The organism is Humisphaera borealis, from assembly GCF_015169395.1.
GTDB classification, from domain to species: Bacteria; Planctomycetota; Phycisphaerae; order Tepidisphaerales; family Tepidisphaeraceae; genus Humisphaera; species Humisphaera borealis.
In genome coordinates this window covers 6,886,697-6,908,452 of the sequence record NZ_CP063458.1, presented here as the reverse complement: position 1 = coordinate 6,908,452, position 21,756 = coordinate 6,886,697, and the positions used below count along the sequence as shown (strand labels likewise).

The window sequence follows — 21,756 nt, the reverse complement described above, 5'->3', positions numbered from 1 at the left end:
GCACGGCGGCGTCTTCGAGTCTGTGCCCCTTCTTTGCAGTAAAGGGGATGAGAGCCGATCCACATGATCGTTGATTGCCATACGCATATCTGGGAATCGCCTGACCAGCTCGGCCAGTTGGACCTTGGCGGAGCGATGAAGCCGAACCGAAAGCGGATGTCCGGCTCGGCCGGGCAGACCGCCGCCGCTGCTGCGCGCCCTGCCGCGGCCGGTGCGCCAGTAGCGCCCGTGCCCGGCAAGGGACTCTGGCGGAGCATTCCGGCGGCCGACCCCGACCACCACTGGGCCGAGGCGACGAGCGTCGATAAATCGATCGTCCTGGGTTTCAAGAGCCGTTACCTGCAGGCGGAGATCCCCAATCGCTTCGTTGCCGAGTACGTCCGGCGGTTTCCGCAGAAGCTCATCGGGTTCGCCGGCATCGATCCCACCGACGATGCCGCCGTCGATGAGGTTCTGATCGCGCGTGAAGAGCTGAAGCTTCGCGGGGTCACCATCTCGCCGGCGAACCAGGACTTCCATCCCAGCGACAGCCGGGCGATGGACGTCTACGCCGCCTGCGAGCGGCTCGGTATGCCGGTGCTGTTCCATCCGAGCGGCCAGTTCACCGAACAAAGCAAGCTCGAGTACGGCAGGCCCTACCTGCTCGACGAAGTGGCGCGGTCTTTCCCCAACCTTCGGATGATCATCGCTCAGATCGGTCAGCCGTGGGTCGAGGAGAGCATCGTCATGCTCGGCAAGCACCGCCACGTCTTCGCCGACGTCAGCGGCCTGCTGTCGCGCCCCTGGCAGGCCTACAACGCGTTGGTCAGCGCCCATCAGGCGGGTGTGATCGACAAGCTGTTGTTCGGCTCTGACTTCCCCTACACCAACGCGACCGAGTGCATCGAAGCGCTCTACAGCATCAACCAGATGGCCCAGGGCACCAATCTGCCGGTGGTCCCTCGCGAAATGCTCCGCGGCATCGTCGAACGCGATTCCCTGGGGTTGCTTGGTCTGGGTTGATGCCGTTCGAGCGGCGATTGCAGGATCTGGAAACTGACATCTGAACCTAAAGAGATCGGTCTCGAGATCGCGGATCATCCGCCTGCGGCTCACGAAGTTCCCTTCGACCGTCCGATAAACAGATCACCCGCTCACCGATGTGGGCGGGTGTTTCGTTTTCGGATCACGCAGTCAAAGGATTCTCCCTTGAAACCCCTCTACGCCGCCACGCTTGCCATCGGATTGTCGCTTCTCGCACTGGCGACCGGCTGCTCCAACGCGAGCCAGCAGTCGAACCTCCGTCTTACGTCGGCCCGGAGCGGCGAGTTGTACAAGCAGTCGCTCCCCGTCGGCGTGGCTGACATGCAGCCTGCCGGCGATACCGATGTGGTCGTCACCTGCCAGACCAATGGCGCGAGCGGCGATTGTGCCCCGGTAAAACACGTGCTCCATGTTCGCGTGCTCTGGCAGCAGGGACACACCATCAAGGCTCAGGACCGGGACGCCTCGCAGAACGCGGCGATCCATTGGTATGTCACGCCGGTCGGCCTTACCGACGGCACTCCCGCGAGCGGCCTGATCGAGTACCACGGCACCGGCTTGGTTCGCGTGGAGCGGTCGGGTGACCAAATCGTTCTGACGATCGAAAATGCTCGCGTTCTACCGACAACGGTTTCCGGCAGTGGCATGGTCGACCGTTTGGGGACGACGACCCTGAAAGGAACGATCGTCGCCCGGCAGAGCCGCGAGGAAACCACGGTCGCCCTGGGCGAAGTGCGTGCTGTACTCGCCGCCGCCCGAGCCCGCGCGGCCGAGGCCAACTTGCAGGTCGGACCCTAGTCCTGCCGAACTGCTCCCTATACCAATGTTCGATTCGTTCTCCGCTAGCGGTCCCGGCCTATCATCAGGTCGTTGCCTGATGTTCACAGTTGTTGTGAACGACGGCTACGGAGAGAACCATGATTATCCCCAACGAAACCAAGCGTAAAGAGATCGTCGACCTGCTCATCCAGGCCTACTGGATGGAGGTCGAAACGGTGGCCAGCTACATCGCCAACAGCATCAATCCCGACGGCGTGCGGGCGAAGGAAATCAAGAACAGCCTGGCCGCCGACATTACAGCGGAGCTGGGTCACGCCCAGCTTTTCGGCAAGCGGATCAAGGAATTGTACGGCCGCGTCCCGGGCAGCATGGAGATCCGACCCAACCAGAAGTCGCTCCAGCCGGCGGAAGACCCGACCGACATTGTGCACGTCATTAAAGGCGTGATCGAAGCCGAACAGGGCGCAATCAACCACTACCGAAAGATCATCGAGACGTGTGAAGGAACCGACTACGTCACAGCGGATATGGTGACCACCATCCTCGCCGACGAAGAAGGCCACCTCCGCGAGTTCGAAGGGTTCCTGAAAGAATACGAAAAGGGTGGTCGCTAAAGGCTTGGCGAACCGGCGGACGAAGGCCGGCGGATCTGCCGTATTCTCGGCCGCGCTCCATTCGACATAGCGGTGCTGGGTGGCATGGGTGACGGTACCCCGTTGCCCGTGTCAACCCTCGGACGGCATCCGCCACGGGGCACGCGAGTACGCTTGCCAATGCCACTTAAACTGATTCGCCGATTCGAGCGGAACGATCCGCTAGTTTTTGTCCCATCGCACGCTTCTCTCGTCGTGCGCCACGCTTCGAGAAATAAACTCTGCGTGCCCGTCGAGGAAGGCGACGTTGCCGCGATAGTCGGGGTTTGGCAGCGGATCGTACTGCCCGTTATCGGGATTCACTTTCAGCCGATCGTGGCGGGTGTCGAGCAAATCCCCCTTGCCCGATCCCGTATCCCAAACCTGGCTTGCGTTGTAGAGCGGCGGCACCCACCGCCCGTCGTTGATGGTCAGGGCATCCTCCTCGACCAGCAGGATCTTAGACGAGGAATTGCGAATAGCGCCGATCGGCGGCACGGTCTTGATCAGACTCTCCAACCGGTAATTCATGCTGTAACTAAAGCGATAGAACCCACCCGACGTGGTTGATTTGCGCTGGACCGTGTCGTCGCCCGGGCATCGGAAGAACTCGGGATTGAACCCACCTACATAACGGGCAATAGAGGACTGCTTCGGATCCGGAACGGGCCGTCCGGGAATTGTCGCAGAGATCGATGCCACCGCCGTCTCCTGCCACCAAATCCAGTCTTCGTTGTAAGGGTTGCCGCCGGATGACGAAAACGGAAGCCGCTGCCGGTTCTCGTTGGCGTACATCGTAAACGCCATCCCCAACTGCCGAAGATTGCTGATGCACTTGACGGCGTTCGCCTGATTCCGCGCCTTGGCCAGCGACGGCAGCAAAATGCTGATCAGCAGCGCGATGATCCCAATCACCACCAACAACTCAACGAGTGTAAACGCATTGCAACGACGATAATGCTGGCGCGTGCCACTGTGCATACTACGACCTCAAGAAGAAATGCGACCGTCCCGTTGAAATGAACCACTCCCAGCGATGAAGTGTAGTACGAAATGTCCACCACGTCAGTTTCTAAAAACGACGCCAGCGCAAATTTGTCGCGAATCCGTGTCGTCTTCAGACACAGATTGCGACTCCAAAAGCCCCTAGTGCTGCTGGGGTCGCTTGAAGCCGATGGCGTCAAGCGTCTGCACCTGATCAGGAAACGCCGTAAAGCTCGCCTGCCTTGCGGCGCAGGTGTGCCAGTAGCGCCGTCGGTGCCAGATCCTGTCCGGTGATGCGCATAACCAGTTGTCGCGGCGTGTACTTCATCCCCTGGCTGTGAATCTTCTCGCGCAACCAGCCTAGCAATGGCGCGAAATCCCCCCGCGCAAACTGCCCCTCCAGATCGCCGACGTCTTTCCTCGCCTGCTCGAAGAACTGGGCCGCGTACAGGTTGCCCAGCGTATACGTGGGAAAGTATCCAATCGCCCCGCCGCTCCAGTGAATGTCCTGCAGACAACCTCGGGCATCGTCTGGCGGTTCAATCCCCAGATACTTTTCCATCCGTTCGTTCCACGCGCCCGGCAGGTCGTTGGTCGAGAGGTCGTTGCGCAGCAACGCCCGCTCCAACTCGAACCGAAGCAGCACGTGCAGGTTGTAGGTCGTCTCGTCGCTTTCGGTCCGAATCAGGCTCGGCCGCACGTCGTTGATCGCAAAGTACCAGGCATCCTCGGTCACACCCGCCAGCGCCTGGGGGAATGCAGCCCTCGCCTGCGGCATGAAATGCTTCCAAAACGCCCGGCTCCGGCCGACGAGGTTCTCCCACATGCGGCTCTGGCTCTCGTGGATGCCCAGCGAGACGTCATCGCCACGGGGCAGACCGTACTGGTCCTTCGGCAGGCCCTGGTTGTAGAGGGCGTGTCCCGTCTCGTGCAGAACCCCGAAGAATGCGTCGGCGAAATAGGCCTCGTCGTAGCGCGTCGTCATGCGGACATCGCCGGGACCCAGGTGCGTGCAGAACGGATGGACCGAGGTATCGAGCCGCCCTTCGTTGAAGTTAAAACCGACGGCCCGGGCTGCTTCCCTGGCAAACTTTTCCTGGGCCGCCGCGGGATAGTTCCGCTGAAGGATTTCCAGCGGCGCCACGCGCCCCGACCCGACGATCTTGCCGACCAGATCGACCAGTGGCCCGCGCAGCGCCTCGAACGTCGCCCGCACACTGGTCGCCGTCTCACCCGGCTCATACTGGTCGAGTAGCGCATCGTAAGGGTCATCCTTGAAGCCGACGCACTGACACTCCTGCCGTTTGAGATGCAGCACCTTGTCGAGCCAGGGGCGGAACTCGGCGTAATCCGACTTCTTCCTGGCGTCGCTCCAAGCCTGCTGCGACAGCACCTCGACGCGCGACATCTCCTCAACCAGAGACGCAGGCAGCTTCGTCGAGCGGTCGTAGTCCCGACGGGTTTCGCGGATGTTGGCCGCGATATCGCCCTGGGGGTCGGCAACCAGCGGAGACTGCTCCACCGCCGCGATCAATTCCCCCAGCCGCGGCGAAGTGAACCGTTCGTGCGAAATCCGCGCCATCAGCGACGCCTGGTTGGCACGATGATCCGTCGCTCCGGGCGGCATGTAGGTTTGCTCGTCCCAGCTGAGGACCGACGCGATGGAGCCAATGACGGCGATCTCACGCAGCTCTTTGACCAGTTCCAAGTAAGCCTGCCGGGGGTCGGTTGGGGTGGGCATAGGCCGGGATTGTAGGGCCGGCGGCGGCAGACGCGACCCCATCTTTTCCGATCGATCGTATCCCCGACCCGATCCTGCGAAGCGGCTCCGCTTGGTGCTTGACGGTCGATCCTAAGCGGAAACGCCCACGACAGCCGTCCCTGGGACAGCCGGACGAGGCATCGGCAAATGAAGCGACTTCCGACCTCCCAACCCTTCCCCCGCCGCCTGCGCTGCAGTACCATTTCCCCCTTATCTCAAACGGCAACCAATTTGGAGTGTTCATGGCAGAGGACCTGAAAGCAGACCCGTTCAAGGAGAAATTTCGTGCTGACGAGAGCGCGCTCGATTCCGAGCTCAACGCCGCTCTCACCGGTGTCGAAGTCGATTCGCTCTACGGGTTCGACAAGCCCCAACCGGCAGCGGCGACACCAACCGAAGGACCGCGCGAGATCGGCGGCAAGCAGGTCCGCCACGGCAAGATCGTCTCCATCAGCAAGGATGAAGCGTTCGTCGAGTTCGGCGGCAAGAGCCAGGGCATCGTCCCGCTCATCCAGTTCGCCGAGCCTCCGGTGGTCGGCCAGGAACAGGACTTCCTCGTCGAACGTTACGACGTCCACGAAGGCGTCATTCTCCTGAGCGTCAAGGGGGCATCGGCCGCCAACGTCAGCTGGGAGAACCTTGAAGCCGGGCAGATCGTCGAAGGCACCGTCACCGGCATGAACAAGGGCGGGCTCGAGATCGATGTCAAAGGCATGCGCGGCTTCATGCCCGCCGGCCAGATCGACATTTACTTCCATAAAGACATCTCGGTCTTCCTCGGCCAGAAGATGCAGGCGGAGGTCACCAAGTTCGAGCGGGCGGCCAAGAACCTGGTCCTGTCCCGCCGGAACATCCTCGAGCGCGAGAAGGAAGAGAAGAAAAAGGTCCTTATGGCCGAGCTGGCACCCGGCCAGATGCGCCAGGGCACGGTTCGCAGCGTGATGGACTTCGGTGCGTTCGTCGATCTCGGCGGCGCCGACGGCCTGATCCACGTCTCGGAAATGAGCCATCGCCGGGGCGTTAAGCCTTCCGACTTCGTCAAGGAAGGCGATCTCGTCGACGTCAAGATCATCAAGATGGACGCGGCGAGCGGGAAGATCAGCCTGAGCCTGAAGCAGGCGATGCCCGACCCGTGGGGCGGCATCGAGAACCGCTACGCCGTCGGCACGCTGGTGACCGGCCGGGTAGCAAAGGTGGAGAACTTCGGCGCGTTCATTGAAGTCGAAGAAGGCATCGAAGGCCTGCTGCCGGTCAGCGAGATGAGCTGGACACGCATCCGCCACCCGTCGGACGTGGTCAAGGCCGGCGACACGATCAAGCTGTCGGTCATTCGCATGGACCCGGCGGCGCGGAAGATGACCTTCAGCCTCAAGGCCGCCGGCCCTGACCCCTGGGCGACGGCGAAGGAAAAGTATCCGCCGAACACGATCATCACCGGCAAGGTGACGCGTGCGGTGGACTTCGGCGCGTTCGTGGAAGTCGAAGCCGGGCTGGAAGGCCTGGTGCACATTTCCGAACTCGCCCCGCATCGGGTGAAGCAGACGGGCGACGTGGTGAAGCCCGGCCAGGAAATCCAGGCCCGCGTGCTGGACATCGACCTGAACGCCAGGCGGATGAGCCTGTCGATCCGCCGCGTCGCCGAGGAACCGCCACCCCCGCCGACCCCGGTCGACCCGGCTGCGGTCGCCGCGGCTGCAGCGGCGGCGGAGAAGAAAAAGAAGAAGCGCGCCGAGCTCAAGGGCGGCTTGGACTGGAACTGGTGATCGCTGGGATCGCAGTTCGATGGATTTAGCCAAACGGGCAAGCGAACTCGCTTGCCCGTTTGCGTTGGCCTTTGCTGGAGACCCCTCGCGAGGGTGGCCACTTCTTCGATCAGTGTTTCGCCTACATTTCGTGCCGACGACAGCGGTGCCATGCGTTATAGTGCAGTTCTTGCACAAGGTTTGACCGCATGACTATGACCTCACGCCCAATGACGCCGCTCGTGCTTGTTCTGGGACTTCTATTGGCGCTAGTCGCCGCCCCCGCGCGTGCCGCCGACTCCAAAGAGGTCTCCGACGCGCTCGAAAAGGCCAAGGCCTATCTCTACAGCGTGCAGAAGAACGGGACCTGGGAAGAGACCATGACCCAGCCCGACGATAAGACCATGCTCGCCGAGCGGCAGAGCGTGAAGGGTGGCCAGTGGACGGGGCAGACAGCCCTGGCTGTGTACGCCCTGCTCGCGGCGGGAGAGAAACCGCAGAGCGCCAAGCTCGCGCCGGCGATCGACTTTCTGAAGAAGAACCCCTCGGCCGGCGTCTACGCGCTGGGCCTCCGGATGCAGGTGTGGCTCGAACTGCCGCGCACGCCCGAAGTCATGGCCGCCGCCAAGCGCGACGCCGAGTTGCTCCTCAAGAGCCTCAAGACCGAAGGCTCTGCCCTGGGCATGTACGACTACGTCTACTCTCCCAACACCAAGTCCAAGGCCTACAGCCACAGCCGAAGTCAGTACGGCGTGCTCGGTGTCTGGGCCGCCGATCAGATCGGCATCGAAGTACCCAACCGGTACTGGGAGGTCGTCGAAAAGGCGTGGATCGATCACCAGGCCCCCGACGGCGGCTGGACGTACATGAAGCCCGGCGAAACCGAAAACCCCATCACCCCGGGCATGACTGCCGTCGGCGTGGCGACCCTCTTCATCACGCAGGACTACACCCGCGCCGTCGAGGGCCTTGCCTGCAAGGGAAACCTGTCGAACCCCTCGATCGAACGCGGGATCAAGTGGATGGGCGAGCACATGGACCTGGTCGCCACCGACAAGAAGTACGCCCGCGACTTTCCGTTCATCACGCTCTATGCCGTCGAGCGCATCGGCGTCGCCGCCGGGCTCAAGTACCTGGGCGGCGTCGACTGGTATCAGAAAGGCGCCGAGTGGCTGGTGAACAAGCAGGGCAAGAACGGATCGTTCACCGGCGGCGGCGGCTTCGGTAGCGGCGCGGTGGTCGACACCTCGTACGCCATGCTCTTCCTCGCCCGCGGCCGGGCACCCGTCGCGTTCAACAAGCTCGACTACGCCAAGGCAGCCACCGGCCCGGCTGCCCCGGCGTGGAACCAGCGCCCGCGCGACATCGCCAACCTCTCCGGCTGGATCGGTCGGTCCATCGAGCAGCGGCTGAACTGGCAGGTCGTGCCGGCGTCGGCACCCCTGAACGACCTGATCGACGCGCCGATCGTTTACATCTCCGGCAGCAAACCGCCGATTCTCGACGACGCCGAGAAGGCGCGGCTACGCGAGTATGTCGAGGCCGGCGGCATGATCGTGGGCAACGCCGACTGCGCGAACGTCGCGTTCGCCACCGGCTTCCGAAAGCTCGCCAGCGACCTGTTTCCTGCCTACGAGCTTCGCGAGCTTCCGCCGGAACACCCGATGTACAACGGCGTCTTCCGGCGGAACAACTGGAAGGTTAAGCCACAGATCCTGGGGCTCAGCAACGGTGCCCGCGAGCTGATGCTCCTCATCCCCACCGGCGACCCGGCACGGCAGTGGCAGACCAAGATCGTCGGCGGCAAGGAAGAGTTCTGGCAACTCGGCGGGGCGCTGTTCCTCTACTGTTCCGAAGGCAAAGACCTTCGCTTCCGCGGCGAGAACCACCTGGTCAACCTCAACAAGAAGATCAAAGCCTCCCGCAGTCTTACCCTGCACCGCCTGTCGCACCCGCAGAACTGGAACCCCGAGCCCGGCGGTTGGCGCCGGATCGAAAACTACGTCCACAATCAGCACCGCGTCGACCTGAAAGTCGAAGAGGCCAAGCTCGGCGACGGCAAGCTTCCCACCGGCGGGTTCGCCCACCTGACCGGCACCGGCAAGACCACCTTCACCGAAGCCCAGCGCGGCGAGATCAAGAAGTTCGTCGAAGGCGGAGGCCTGCTGCTGATTGATTCGGCCGGCGGCAACGCGGCATTCGCCGACTCGATGGAGAAGGAACTGGCGACCATCTTCGGCGGCGAAGCACTCGCCATCATTCCCGAGAACCATCCCCTCTACTCGCCGAAGAAAGAACCGATTTCGATCCGTTACCGCCCCACCGCCCAGAAGCTGCTGGCCGGTGCGCTCAAGGCACCGCGGTTGCGAGGAATAGACGTCAATGGCAAGTTCGGCGTCATCTACAGCCGTGAAGACCTCTCGGTCGGCATCGTCGGGCACTCGGTCGATGGAATCGTCGGCTACGACCCGGACACGGCGACCGACCTGGCGGCCGCGGTGATCGCCTATAAGGCCGGCCCCGATCCCGAAGCCGCCAAGCCCGCCACCGCGCCGAGCACAAAGCCCGCTTCCACCAAGCCCCCGACCAAGCCAGCCGCCAAGCCGTCGACCGCCAAACCCAAAACTTGATCAACATCGACGTTCGACCACCGACATGGCCGACTGCCCGGCCAAACGGGTCATGCCCGGAACTCATATCCGAACTGTGCAATGTCGTCCTTGAACCAGCTCGCGATGATGGCTGCGGTCGCGTCGTCGTAGTGCGTTCGGAAGTCGACCTTGCCTTCGGTCCGGTTCAGATGAGGGAGGGTTGCGTCGATGCCGATTCGACGGGCGACCTCATCGAAGGTTTCGGACATCGTCTCGAACCGGCCGACGTAATCGACATCGATCCTGCCCTGGCGGTTCTTGAGCCATTCGACCTGCTGCTGGAACATCTTCGGCTGGTCGTACAGCACCGGATCCTTCGTGTCGCCGTACGTCGCGGCAACCCACTGCTTGAACGGTACATGTGTCTCACCCAGTCCCGTCTGTCGGGTCTTGATTCGATGCTTGTAGTGCGAGACGACCTTATCCCAGGGGTTGCGCACGATCGTAAACCGAAACGCCTTGGACCACGCCGGCTCGCCGATGATGTCGATCACCTCGAGTGACGTCAGGTGCTGTTTTTTCGGCAATCCGATCGCGGTGCCGACACTGGTGCCCGCACACTTGTTGATGTGAATGAAGACGAAGGTGCCGTTGGGCCCCGGCCGCAGCGGCGACGGTTCAGACCGGCGGCGGCTTCCGGTCAGTGATTGCTTCAATCGTGAGAAGAGTCCCATCGATCTCCCAACTTGGACCACGGACAGGATCTCATTCAGGGCTTGGTCGCCGGCTGCGACGCAGCGGAGGGCGCGGACGTCGGCTGCGTAGCCGGCTTGACGTCCGCTGCCGCCGGAACCGTGGCGGGCTGAGTGGACGCGGGGACCGTCGCGACCGGCGCTGTGGCCGGAGGCACCGTCGCAACAGGAGCTGTGGCGGCCGGCTGGGTGGTCGCGGGCTGGGTTGCGGGCTGAGTGGTCGCGGGTTCCACGATCGTCGCCGGCCACTGGCGGTCAATCAGCATGGCACCGGACTCGGGCGATAAAAGGTACCCGCTTTCCAGAAACAGCCGCCACCGAATGGCCGTCTCAGGATTCACCCGCGCAAAGGCCTGCCAGGCCATGTAGTGCGACCGAAGAAAGAAAGTGCGTTCGGCGTACCCGGCATCGGACTGCCGCAGGGTTTGCACTTCCCCTTTGACCGCCGCCAGCTCCTTCGTCATGGCGTCGATCTGCTGCTTCAGCTTTTCGTTCTCCGCGGCGAGCTGGTTCTTGCGCTCCTGCGACGCCTTGAGCTGCTGCAGGGCGTCGTCGTACATCTTCTTCATCTGCTCGGCGGAAGGCCCCTCTTGCGCCGCGGCGGGCACCGCCGTCCAGCCGGCCGCCAGTGCGGCCAGCGTGATCATCATGCACATCCCTGCTCTCATCGTCGGTCCTCACAAAGTCCTGGGTAGGTTGCGCGCATTTTAGGGATGACCCGCACCGGCCACAACGCACCAGACGGCACGATACGACGAAATACATTGCACCAATAGGTTGCCGGCCACAGGCTCATCGCCTGCCGATGCCAAAGCCGCGAACGATGCCGATCACAACCCCCGACACCGCCAGTGCGGCGATCACGCCGATCAATCCGCCGGCGACCAGTGGGAAGGGGTCGCCGGGCGTCTTACGGATCAGCAGGCCCACGACGACTCCAACTCCGCCGCCCTCCACGACGCAGCCGAGCTGCACCAGGTTGTCCAACAGTCGCACGTTCGGACCGGCCACCGTATCGAAGACGCGCTGCGCCTTCGAAGCCGGCGGAAGCTCATAACCTGACGGCGGAGCAGCATACTGCAGCGGCGCGGCCGGTAGCGGCGGTGGACGGCTCGAATCTCGCGGCGGTTGGTCACTCATCGGTTCTCCGTTAGCATGCCCTCGATCCTATCATGCCCGCCAACCGTACATCGATCCCCAATCCGCTGCAGGCCGCCCGTCCGCCATTGGTCGGAATCGAGATCGGCGGCACCAAGTTGCAGATCGTTCTCGCGGAAGAGCCGATGCAAATCACCCGCCGGTGGCGCGCCACGGCCGACCGCGCCGGCGGCGGAGCGGCGATCCAGCGGCAGATCGCCGACGGACTGCAGACCCTTCTCCAGGGACAGTCGCCTCGCGCCATAGGCGTGGGCTTCGGCGGCCCGGTCGATGTCGCCGCCGGGCGCATCCGCAGGTCGCACCAGATCGCCGGCTGGGAAGGATTCCCGCTGCGCGACTGGATCGGCGATCTGATCTCCGCCCCGGTCGCGGTCGAGAACGACAGCAACGCCGCCGCCCTGGCCGAAGCCGTCTACGGTGCCGGCAAAACACGCGATCTGGTCTTCTACTGCAACTTCGGCAGCGGCGTCGGCGGCGGGTTCGTCGCCGGCGGCAGCATCTACCACGGCATCTCTCCCGGCGAGATGGAGTTCGGCCACCTTCGCGTCGACATCAACGATCCGCACCGCACCGTCGAAAGCGAATGCTCCGGCTGGGCGATCGACCGGCAACTGCGGCAGGCCGGTGATGAAAACCCCGACTCCGCATTGGCCCGAATCCTCGGCATCAGCATCGGCGGCATCGGCGGCAGTGGCGGCATCGGCGGCGAAGCGCGACACCTGGGCTCGCTGGTCGCCGCCGGCGACCCGCATACGAAGCAGGTCTTCGACAACCTCTGCCGCCAGATCGCCTTCAGCCTTTCGCACGTCGTCCATCTGCTGCACCCGGGCGTGATCGTGATCGGCGGCGGACTGGCGATGGTCGGTGAGCCGCTGCGGTCGGCGGTCGCGGCGGCCCTGCCGGGGTTCGTGATGGAAGCGTTCCACCCCACGCCCGATGTCCGCCTCGCCGCCCTCGGCGAAGACCCGGTGCCGATCGGCGCACTGGAACTCGCGGCCCGGATCGCGACGATATAAGTCTGAAAGAGGGCCCGGCGGCTCTGCCGCTGGTCGAGTTTGAATCCCACGGTCGCAAGATCGATTCGCCAACGTGTCGTTCCGGAGGCGGTGCCAAGCATGGCGCCCGAAAACATGCCAAAAGTCACTGACTGGATCGAAACCTACCGCACCGCCCAGAAGGCCGCGATGGACGCCATCCCGGCAGACGCCGTCGCCCGGCTGATCGAAAAGCTCCGCGCAATCTACAAGGAAGATCGCCAGCTCTTCACGTTCGGCAACGGCGGATCGGCTTCGAACTCGTCGCACTTCATCACCGACCTGGGCAAAGGCTCGAGCGACAAGATCGCCGCCAGCCACGGCGGCCGACGCTTCCGGTGCCTCTCGCTCAACGACAACGTCAGCTGGATGACCGCCCTCGGCAACGACTACGCCTACGAAGACATCTACCTCCGCCAGTTGCAGAACTACGCCCGTCCCGGCGACATGGTGCTGGCGATCAGCGTCAGCGGCTCCTCTCCCAACGTCGTCAAGGCCTGCAAATGGGCGAAGGAAAACGGCGTGTACGTCGCCGCCCTCGTCGGTGCTAAGCGCGGCAGCGTCGAACCCTACGCCGATGAATTTGTAGTCATCAACGACACCCACTACGGCCGCGTCGAAGACGCGCAAATGGCAATCCTCCACATGCTCTGCTACGCGTTTATGGAGATGCCAGAATTAGTAGTCAGTAGTCAGTAGTCAGTAGTCAGTAGTCAGTAGTCAGCGGTCAGCGGTCGCATCTGGCCGTTCATCTTTCCGACTTCCGACTTCCGACTTCCGACTACTGACTACTGACTACTGACCACTGACTACCGACCACACCTTCACATCGTCAATCCACACCGTGCTCGGCGCCAGGAAGCTGAGCCATCGCTTTGTCGGATGGGCAAATCCTTCCGACCGGTGCGAAATCACCAGCTTGCCGTCGATGCTGAGCCGCATCTCGTCCCCTTCGGTGACCAGCGTCAGGTCGTGCCATTCGTTATCCGCTTTCCAGGGGACCGTCTTCTCCTTCGATTTCAGCAGCGCGTCCAGTTCGGCCGGCGGCTTTTCCTTTCGCTTGGCGAACTCCTCACGGCGAGCGCGGATCGCCAGGTCGCTGACGCCGGTCTTCTGGTCGATCAGGTTGATGCCGGTCTTCGAAAGCCGTGCGTAACACAAGTGCCCGGCCCAGACGCCCTTCACTTCCCGATCCACAAAACCCATCGTCAGCGCTTCGTCTTTGCTCAGGCCGGGGAACCGGAAACGGATCGTCGCCCCGCCGTTGGCAAAACCCGCCTCGTGATGGACGTGGATCGCGTGCCCGGCTTCCTTCGTCGCGCTGCTGATCTTCAGGACGCCGCCGTCCAGATCGGCCTGCTTGATCTTGGGAACGCGATCGGCGGTGGCGCTCTCCCAGCCGTTGCCGATCGCCTTGAGGCCGTTGCCATCTTCCTCGCGGTCGAACTCGTCGTGGAAGACGAGCTTGGCCTTTGATTTCAGCCAGGCCGCGTCATCGCGCCCGTTGGCGGATTTGGTGTCGTCGCCCGGAGCGGCGGCGGACAGCAATGCCGAGATGCACGCGACGACGACAGTCGCGAGAGGAAAGTGCTTGAGGTTGGCTGTTCTTGATCGCATTTCGAATGTTCCGTCGCGTAACGCAGAACGGGCTTTGCGCCGCGGGACCGAGCGCTCCGCTTCGCGTCGCGGCTAACCGTTTAACTTACGCCTCGGGGGTGAATCCCAGTACCATGTCGAACTTCGCCGCCAGTTCGCCGGCCTTGCTGTCCTTTATCGGCGCGAAATCGATCGTGATCGAATCCTGCGCCTTCTTGTCGCGAACGCTCTTCCAGATGCCGTCGCGCTCGTTGCCCGGATGTCCCTTGATGTAGCACTGGGTCGTCAGCACTTCCTTCCCTTTGACCTTCACCTTCACATGAATGTGCGGTGTGCGGCCAGGATACGGCACGGGTTTGATCGTGCGGAAGTAGTAATCGCCGGTCGAACCGGTCATGAACCTGCCGAAACCCTGGAAGTGCTTGTCCTGCTTCTCCTTCTTGGGCGTCGAGTCACGCGTGTGCAGGTAAACGCCGTTGGCGTCGCACTGCCAAATCTCGACGAGTGCATTGCGGATCGGATCGCCCTTGGCGTCCAGCACGCGCCCGGTCAGGTGCGTCACTTCGCCGACGCTCGGCGTGATCGTGTCGTTGATGATCAGCAGGTCGTTGTCGGTATCGAGCGGCAGCTTGTCGGGATAGAAAGGCCCCTCGGTCTGCTTCGGGGTACGGGTCAGCTCTTCGGCAAACGCGCCGGCCGTCGTAAAGAACGCGGCACCGGCGGCAAAGCGGCTCAGCATCCGGCGGCGGGACAACATCTGAGAAACGATATCCATAGGAAGCTCCGAAGTGAGATTCTATTCGTAGGGTCCGCCTTGGCGGACGCGGACCGGGCACTGCGTCGTTTTACGTGAGTTCGCAGGGTCGCGCTCTGGCGGACGCGGATCGGCAACATTGTCGTCCCACGCGTCCGCCAAGGCGGACCCTACAAGGTAGATGCGGCCGGGTTTGGTTTTCTTCCGCGCGGTTAACTCCTGCACGCCGACACATATCGCCTGACCGTCTCGGCCATGCCCAGCTCCAGCGCGTCGGCGATCAGCGCGTGCCCGATCGACACCTCCAGCAGTTGCGGGATCGCCTTCACCAATGGCGGCAGGTTATGCAGATTCAGGTCGTGGCCGGCGTTCAGGCCCAGGCCGGCTTCCAGAGCCGCATGCGACGCCGCGACATAGTCATCGGCGGCCTTGGGATCACCCGCGGCGAACGCCGCCGCATAGGGTTCGGTGTAAAACTCGATCCGGTCCGCGCCCAGTTCCGCCGCCAGTTTCATCTGCTGGGGCTCGGGGTTCATGAACAGGCTGACCCGGCAGCCGAAGGATTTGAGCTTTTCGATCATCGGCCCCAGCCGGGCGCGATTGGCGGCCAGATCCCACCCGCGATTGCTGGTAAACGCCTCGGGCGAGTCGGGGACGAGGGTACACTGCGTCGGCCGGTAGTCCTGGGCAAAGTGGACGTACTCTATGAAGGGGTTGCCTTCGATGTTGTACTCGGCCGTCGGGAACTCCTCCCGAAGCATCGCCGCGATTTCGCCGACGTCGGACGCCCGGATGTGCCGTTGGTCGGGCCGCGGATGAACGGTAATCCCCTCGGCCCCCGCCCGCAGCGCGATGCGCGACAGGTGGAGGATGCTGGGGATTCCCAGGGTCCGGGTGTTTCGAAGGGTGGCAATCTTATTGACGTTGACGCTGAGCTTGAGCATGGTGGTTGCCCTCATTCTACACCCGACGGCCCGTCGGCGTGATTCTGCCAAACGAACCCGAGGCGGCTTCGCCGAACGAACCCAACTCGGCTGCGCCGAACGAACCCGGGAACTCGCTTTGGAACGACCCTGTCAGTGACACGGGCTTCCAGCCCGTGCAAGGTGCATGATGCTTCAGGCAGCCGTTCATTCCGCGATCGCCAACCTCCCAATGAACCCATGGCCGGGATGTAGTCTCCATGTTTAAAGACGGATCGTTGGTCGTTCGGAACACCGATCGACCACGACGTCGCCCGCACGGGCTGGAAGCCCGTGTCACTGACAGAACGGTCTCTCATGCCACCTCTGTGTCGCCGCGACGTCTGTTTGCCGAACGAACCCGGTACCACTCCGCCGAACGAACCCAAGGCTACCCGGCCGAACGAACCCGACGCGTCTTGGGAATGACGCTCAATCCAAGTGCATTCCGGGTGGCATGGGCAAGCGTACTCGCTTGCCCGTGGCGATCGCCGTCCGACGTTCGCCACGGGCAACGGGTTACCGTTGCCCATGCCACCCAAAGTCAGTCCGCCGCCGAGGTCTCGAGTTACATCCGTTCTGCCGAACGAACCCAGCGCGACCTCGCCGAACGAACCCAACACCGCGTTGCCGAACGAACCCAGCGCAACTTCGCCGAACGAACCCGACGCCGCTTGGCCGCAGCCGTCAACGTCCGCTGCGAAATCTGCCGAAGCGCAACGCACGATACCTCGAGTCGATCGCAAGCGACCGCACGAGTGGACTTCTCTTGGCGTCTTTCTTCCTGGCGCGACACATCGAACGCCGACGGATCACACCCGTCGGCGATCGATCGCCAGTAAGGCGACGACACCAAGGTTGCCAGCCCGAAAAATAGTTCGGTGTATGTTAAGTTAAGGCCGCAAAGATGCAAGCAGAAAGTTGGCACGCCCCAACATCCCCAATATGCCTCAACATCCCCGTCACGCCCCAGGGCAAAACGCGCCGACGGATGTCACTTGCGCAACTCTTTCAGCAAATGCTTCAGTTCCGGCAGAATCAGCCGGCTCATCGCCAGTTCAACGGCCTTGGTGGAGCCGGGCATCGCGAAAAGCAACTTCCCCCTGGCCACCCCGCCGCAGGCGCGGCTCAGCATCGCCCCGCTGCCGATCTGCTCCCATGACAGCATCCGAAACAGCTCCCCATAGCCGGGCAAGGGCTTGTCGATGACGCGTTCGATGACGTCGATCGTCTGATCGCGCCGGCTGATGCCGGTCCCGCCGTTCGTGAGAATCACATCCACCGACGCGTCGGCAAGGAGCGCCTCCAGGACGACCCGCAGCTCGGCCGGCTCATCCCTGATCAGCTGATAACGGGCCACGATGTGCCCCGCGTGCTCCACCGACTTGCGAATCGACTGGCCACTGGTGTCGTCGGCCTCGGTGCGCGTGTCGCTCAGTGTCACGATCGCAATGCCAGCCACAATGACGGCGGCCTGAGCCTGGTGCTGTTGGTAGGACATGATGAATCAAGACTATGCAGGCGTGACCCTGTTCCCGGGCGGGAAGTCATTTCTCGGGCTCGGCGACCAAGCTACCGGCCTTTTCCGCGATGACGAACTTGTTGGCGCCGGGCTTCAGCATCAGGTCCACGCGACTGGGGCTGCCCTTCTCCCGGGACAGCATCTCGGAGATGGTCAGGTCGCCGGCGTAGACCCGAAGGTAGCCATTCACACCAGGGTTGAATTGCCCGCGAAGCCCCTTCACCGAAGCCGTTTTCCCCGGCGGCAGCGCCGCCATCCCCGAGGGACCACCCGACCACTGCTCGCGGCGCTTGGGCGACTCGATCGCCAGATCCTGAGGCGTCGCCCAAGACGGTTCGTAAGGCGGTCCGTCCTTGGCCAGGCTCAGCGTCAGAGGCTGCCCGGTCGCGTTGCGGAGGTCGATGTCGAACGAATCGGTTCGGGTCGCGCCGCATCCGGCAAAGATCAGACAGCAGGTGGCCAAGAGAGGCGTGAATCCGAATCCGCTCATGAAGGGGACTGTACCGCCAACGCCGGTATCGGGACAGTGGAACCGGCCCAGCGGGGACGCCGTTACAGTTCGGGAAGGCAGGCAAAAGCCGAAAGATAGCGGCCGATCGGCCGAGGCACACAGGAAGGGGAAGTCGCTGGAGAAAGAGCGGGCGAAGGGATTCGAACCCTCGACGTCCAGCTTGGGAAGCGACTTCCCGTTACAACTCAATTCGACACGAAAAGGATTGTTTTCAAGCGTCTGGACGCACTTTGCGGGCGAAATCTGCTTACGCGTCAATATGCGATACTACGCCAAAAACGGCGGGTGTGTTGCGTTGTTCTGGATTCTCTGGCGCGCCGTCTTGTGGTGTCGAGTGGGCTCGGGCCAAGCCCGATCTTTCTCCCCTCAAACTCGAAGCTGAGCTTTGGTTCCACGCTCTGCCAATCGATCCGCCGGCCGATGTCGATGTTCTGGTTCGACTGCCCGAAGCCGAGCGCCTTGCCATCCTCCACGTCGAGCAGGCAGGCTATCCCTTTCTTGTTCGCGAGCGAGCCGAGGGAGTTCGTCCGCTGCGGGAGCGCGGAGAAATCCGTGACATGCTGCGGCGGACCAAGCGCCTTCCCACCCAAGCGACGTTCAAACTTCGCGAACAGCCGGTCGCGTTTGCCATCGAAGCGAGGCACCGTCGCACCCGGGCCTTCACCACTCCACAAAACGTGGCCTTCTCCCGCCGCCGAGGTATGCAGCGGTAACTCGCGAATCTCCGTCTTTCCCGCGCTGGGCGGCCACGCAAAGCGCAGCGAATCCGGCGTCACCGCGATCCGCAGCGGCGGTTCGTCAGCGCGCAGCAGCGGGCAAAGAAAGACAAGCGTAGTGAGCAGGCAGCGGAGAAAAGTCACTGATTGCGTCCTTATTGACTCTTCAAAATCCCCGAACCCCGGATGAACTTGGGTAAGTTCTCTGCATCGTAAGTTCCAGGAGGTTGCAGCTTGCCATTGACCGAAAGTTTGCCAATGCGCATCTGGCCTTCGAATTTCAGGTCCAGCATTCCACCTTCCGAAACCGAGACCTCCGTACCCTCGCCAAGGCTATGCACATTCGTAAGACACAGCGTGCCTTTCTCCACCGTGGTTAGGCCGGTGAAGGTGTTGTTGCCGGAGAGCGTCCAGGTGCCCGTGCCGGATTTGGTGACAGCGGTGGTGGCCTTCCCTTTGCGGTCATATGGATTGTCCAAATTGCCCGCGAGTTCGCCGCTGCCGGAGCTGGATCCGGTAAGAACGACGGTCTTGCTGTGAGCGTAGCCGGAAATCACAAACGGGCTGGTCAGTTTCCACAGACCCGTGCCCGATTGGTCCAGCGTGATGGTATCCCGCTCGCCCGGAAAGTTCAGGGTTCGGTCGGTGGTCTCGCCTTTCCCTGTATAAGCCAGGGTGCAGCCGCCGCTCATCATAATTTCCCCATCGCTGGGGGTCTTGGGCGCGCCGAGGCTGCTGCTAGCCATGCCTTTGGTCACACTGTTCAGCGACTCCACGCTCAGCGTTCCGCCGGTCAGAATCGTCTGCCCACTGTAGGTATTTGTGCCGGAGAGTTTGAGAGTCCCCGCACCGCACTTCTTCAGGTGAATACTTCCGCCCCCGGGACCCTTGGAATCCTCAATATTGACTGACAGTTCCTGGGCATTCGAAGCTCCAGTGGTATGCACGCCGAAAGTGGCGCCGGCAAGCAGACCGTTCTGATTAACGCTGGTGGTTAGGTTCCTGAGCATGGTCCCGGCCTGTTCGGCGGTGAACGCGCCTGGGCCGCCGACATGCAGCCGTAGCTCACCCGCGGCCCCATTCACGGTAATATTTGCCGGGGTCCAGCGCGCTGGTTCGTTGTTGTAGAGCGAACCCATGACTTCCAGGAGGCCCATTTCCACCCTGGTAACTCCCATGTAGGAATTGCGACCGAAGAGCTTGATCGTCCCGCTTCTGGTCCCATGGTCGACGCGATGACCTGTCTGTGTAAGGCCGCCGGGCCCGCTGATCCCGCCTTCCTTGTTATCGAACTCGAGGGATTCGTAAGCACTGACCATGGTGGTTCCCGTCAGTGTCACCGGTCCACTCCAGCGGCCGGTGCCGCCGGAAGAGATACGCCCGCCGTTGGCGGTGAGTGCATTCATCACAGGCACGCCGCCGATTCCGACCGCGCCATCATGATTGACCGCGACCGGCCCCGTCCCCAGCCCCTGGCTGGAGAAGGAAACAGAGCCGTCATTGACGATCGTTCCGCCGCTGTAGGTATTGGTCGCGTTGGTCACGTAGAGCGAATGGGGGCCGTTCTTGATCAAGGCGCCGGTGCCAGAAATCACCCCCGGCAGGAACACCCGCGTGTCGTCGAGCTCCAGCCCGTCGATTGTGAGATCCGCATCCAGCCGGATCGCCGCCTTGACAGTCACGTTGGCACGATTCTGACTGTTGATGTATGGCAGGGAGCCATAGGATTTGCTCTTGGTGAAGACCAACGTCCCCTTCGAATCCAGCGTCAGGGTAGAACTGCCGAAATTGAGCTGGTTCAGCACGAAATCGCCAGTGCCGGCCCGGGTCACCTCATACTTGGCCGGTAGATAAAAGTTGAGGATGGTGTCGGAGCTTCCTCCGGTGACCGGGGCCGAGGCCGTGCCCAGATTGGTCTTCCACTGCGCGACGTCATCAAAATCACCCGCCTCTTTCGACGCCCACGTAAAGTGCATCGCTTCCGCGGTGGGCACAACCTGTACGCGGTACTGTCTGGTCGAGCCATCCTGGGCCGTGATCGTATAGGTCTGAGGGGTGCTAAAGTCTCTTACCGTACCAGAGGCCGGAGCTGCCGTCGCAAAACGTGCGAGATCAAAAGTCGGGGCAACCGCTTTAACATTTGTGGATACAGGAACGTAGAGAGTGATATTGGAGCCATTGATCGCGCCGTAGACAGAATTCGGCAGGCCCAAACGATAAATCTCCTTCACCGTCCACTTCGCAGTCAACTCTTTTGGAAATTCATAGGTCTTGTGTTCCCGCTTCTTGGGAACGTAGGGCTTGTCGCCCTGGATCAAAAGCACCGGCCCGGGATTCACAAGCTTCTTCTGGGTTGGTGGCAGCTTCGCCGCTTTTTCAAGGTCCACATATTCAGCCAGATCACGCATCGCGATGACTCTGTAGTTGTTGTCCTTCATGTATTGCACCATCTCCTCGAACAGATCGGGATCGGTGCCAACCGGTGGGTGTTCCATATCCGGAACACCGTGAAATGTGAGTACAACCACCCTGCCACCGGTGGCCTGGCGCACAGCGCTGATGAACCCCTCCATGGTCATCCCAATACCACCAACGGCAAACGAAGGGACATCGTACGGGTTATCTACGGCGGGCCGGTAGACGCGACCGTGACCACCTCTGGCGAACGTGTAGCCCCATTCCTTCAGAAGAGAGTAGAACTTCGGATTGGTGATGTAGAATGGCCAAGCCAGCGTGGTTGGTTTGGGAATCCGGTTCGCGATCATTGCATCTTCGAGCGTCCAAACATAAGCCTGGCAACCACCGATATCGGTGTGAGATAGCATTCCATGGCCGCGAGTGTGGTTACCAACCTCAAAACCATCATCGGCCAAGCCCTTGATCTGCCGCCAGGTCATGTACCAATCTTTGCGCTCCCGGAACAGATAAGCGTCAGACACGTAGAACGTGCCGCCGAAGCCATTCTTTTTGAGGATTGGCGCTGCGACGGTCGCACCGCTGGCACACCCATCGTCGAATGTGAACACGACAAGCTTGTCCGGGATCGGCTTCTTGATAATGCCGGTTGGATCAACAACACTTACCGGCTCTGCCCGCGCTATAGCGGTCGCCGCAAGCAGCAGGGTACACATCATTCCGATGTCAGATAGCTTCATGGTTGGTATTGCTTTTTGACGTTATGGTTACAAGGCGAACCAGTGTGCGCGAGTAGAGCACTTTGCACACTGCTGTCATACT

19 protein-coding genes are annotated in these 21,756 nt (G+C 62.2%); 7 read left to right on the top strand and 12 right to left on the bottom strand.

The features are described from left to right. Window positions 1-63: 63 nt before the first annotated feature. The 3 genes from IPV69_RS26015 (at window position 64) to IPV69_RS26005 (ending at window position 2,417) form a co-directional block, all read left to right on the top strand. Window positions 64-1,002 carry an amidohydrolase family protein gene (locus tag IPV69_RS26015; protein ID WP_206292651.1) on the top strand — a complete coding sequence of 313 codons (939 nt, stop codon included), beginning with the start codon at window positions 64-66 and terminating at the stop codon, window positions 1,000-1,002. A 186-nt stretch (window positions 1,003-1,188) separates the two neighbouring features. Further along, window positions 1,189-1,821, top strand: a complete 633-nt coding sequence (locus tag IPV69_RS26010) for a hypothetical protein (protein WP_206292650.1) — start codon at window positions 1,189-1,191, stop codon at window positions 1,819-1,821. Between the two features lie 119 nt (window positions 1,822-1,940). Beyond that, the gene (locus IPV69_RS26005; protein WP_206292649.1) at window positions 1,941-2,417 is read left to right on the top strand and encodes a ferritin-like domain-containing protein; all 477 of its coding nucleotides are present in this window, start codon (window positions 1,941-1,943) and stop codon (window positions 2,415-2,417) included. Between the two features lie 201 nt (window positions 2,418-2,618). Here IPV69_RS26005 and IPV69_RS26000 read toward each other — a convergent pair whose 3' ends face one another. Beyond that, entirely contained in the window at window positions 2,619-3,416 is a 798-nt protein-coding gene (locus IPV69_RS26000; protein ID WP_261361982.1) for a type II secretion system protein, read from the bottom strand. Window positions 3,417-3,633: 217 nt separating this feature from the next. After that, a complete protein-coding gene (locus tag IPV69_RS25995) occupies window positions 3,634-5,160 on the bottom strand; it encodes a carboxypeptidase M32 (RefSeq protein WP_206292647.1) in 1,527 nt (508 codons plus the stop codon). A 263-nt stretch (window positions 5,161-5,423) separates the two neighbouring features. Here IPV69_RS25995 and IPV69_RS25990 point away from each other — a divergent pair, with 263 nt between their 5' ends. Together IPV69_RS25990 and IPV69_RS25985 are read left to right on the top strand one after the other, a co-directional pair. Further along, window positions 5,424-6,944 carry a S1 RNA-binding domain-containing protein gene (locus IPV69_RS25990; protein ID WP_206292646.1) on the top strand — a complete coding sequence of 507 codons (1,521 nt, stop codon included), beginning with the start codon at window positions 5,424-5,426 and terminating at the stop codon, window positions 6,942-6,944. 194 nt (window positions 6,945-7,138) lie between these two features. Then, on the top strand, window positions 7,139-9,553 hold the full coding sequence (locus IPV69_RS25985; protein ID WP_206292645.1) for a DUF4159 domain-containing protein: 2,415 nt from the start codon (window positions 7,139-7,141) through the stop codon (window positions 9,551-9,553). 50 nt (window positions 9,554-9,603) lie between these two features. Here the strand turns inward: IPV69_RS25985 and IPV69_RS25980 are convergent, their stop codons facing one another. The 3 genes from IPV69_RS25980 to IPV69_RS25970 all read right to left on the bottom strand — a co-directional run bounded on the left by IPV69_RS25980 (window position 9,604) and on the right by IPV69_RS25970 (window position 11,406). Then, entirely contained in the window at window positions 9,604-10,248 is a 645-nt protein-coding gene (locus IPV69_RS25980; protein ID WP_206292644.1) for a sulfotransferase family 2 domain-containing protein, read from the bottom strand. Window positions 10,249-10,283: 35 nt separating this feature from the next. Then, window positions 10,284-10,934 carry a bZIP transcription factor gene (locus tag IPV69_RS25975; protein WP_206292643.1) on the bottom strand — a complete coding sequence of 217 codons (651 nt, stop codon included), beginning with the start codon at window positions 10,932-10,934 and terminating at the stop codon, window positions 10,284-10,286. 124 nt (window positions 10,935-11,058) lie between these two features. After that, window positions 11,059-11,406 carry a hypothetical protein gene (locus IPV69_RS25970; RefSeq protein WP_206292642.1) on the bottom strand — a complete coding sequence of 116 codons (348 nt, stop codon included), beginning with the start codon at window positions 11,404-11,406 and terminating at the stop codon, window positions 11,059-11,061. Window positions 11,407-11,438: 32 nt separating this feature from the next. Here IPV69_RS25970 and IPV69_RS25965 point away from each other — a divergent pair, with 32 nt between their 5' ends. Both IPV69_RS25965 and IPV69_RS25960 read left to right on the top strand, forming a co-directional pair. Next, complete coding sequence (locus IPV69_RS25965) at window positions 11,439-12,440, top strand: ROK family protein (RefSeq protein WP_206292641.1); 1,002 nt, start codon at window positions 11,439-11,441, stop codon at window positions 12,438-12,440. A gap of 114 nt (window positions 12,441-12,554) precedes the next feature. Next, window positions 12,555-13,157, top strand: a complete 603-nt coding sequence (locus tag IPV69_RS25960) for a D-sedoheptulose-7-phosphate isomerase (protein WP_206292640.1) — start codon at window positions 12,555-12,557, stop codon at window positions 13,155-13,157. Window positions 13,158-13,253: 96 nt separating this feature from the next. Here the strand turns inward: IPV69_RS25960 and IPV69_RS25955 are convergent, their stop codons facing one another. The 7 genes from IPV69_RS25955 to IPV69_RS25925 all read right to left on the bottom strand — a co-directional run bounded on the left by IPV69_RS25955 (window position 13,254) and on the right by IPV69_RS25925 (window position 21,674). Next, window positions 13,254-14,075, bottom strand: a complete 822-nt coding sequence (locus IPV69_RS25955; protein ID WP_206292639.1) for a LamG domain-containing protein — start codon at window positions 14,073-14,075, stop codon at window positions 13,254-13,256. A gap of 85 nt (window positions 14,076-14,160) precedes the next feature. Further along, on the bottom strand, window positions 14,161-14,829 hold the full coding sequence (locus IPV69_RS25950) for a dioxygenase family protein (protein ID WP_206292638.1): 669 nt from the start codon (window positions 14,827-14,829) through the stop codon (window positions 14,161-14,163). 191 nt (window positions 14,830-15,020) lie between these two features. Next, entirely contained in the window at window positions 15,021-15,752 is a 732-nt protein-coding gene (locus IPV69_RS25945) for a pyridoxine 5'-phosphate synthase (RefSeq protein ID WP_206292637.1), read from the bottom strand. Between the two features lie 1,012 nt (window positions 15,753-16,764). Further along, window positions 16,765-17,271, bottom strand: a complete 507-nt coding sequence (locus IPV69_RS25940; RefSeq protein ID WP_206292636.1) for a MogA/MoaB family molybdenum cofactor biosynthesis protein — start codon at window positions 17,269-17,271, stop codon at window positions 16,765-16,767. Between the two features lie 46 nt (window positions 17,272-17,317). Continuing rightward, window positions 17,318-17,755 (bottom strand): hypothetical protein, encoded by a 438-nt coding sequence (locus IPV69_RS25935; protein WP_206292635.1) that lies wholly within the window; start codon window positions 17,753-17,755, stop codon window positions 17,318-17,320. Window positions 17,756-18,057: 302 nt separating this feature from the next. Next, window positions 18,058-18,663 (bottom strand): hypothetical protein, encoded by a 606-nt coding sequence (locus tag IPV69_RS25930; protein ID WP_206292634.1) that lies wholly within the window; start codon window positions 18,661-18,663, stop codon window positions 18,058-18,060. 11 nt (window positions 18,664-18,674) lie between these two features. After that, window positions 18,675-21,674, bottom strand: a complete 3,000-nt coding sequence (locus IPV69_RS25925) for a polysaccharide deacetylase family protein (RefSeq protein WP_206292633.1) — start codon at window positions 21,672-21,674, stop codon at window positions 18,675-18,677. Window positions 21,675-21,756 lie beyond the last annotated feature (82 nt).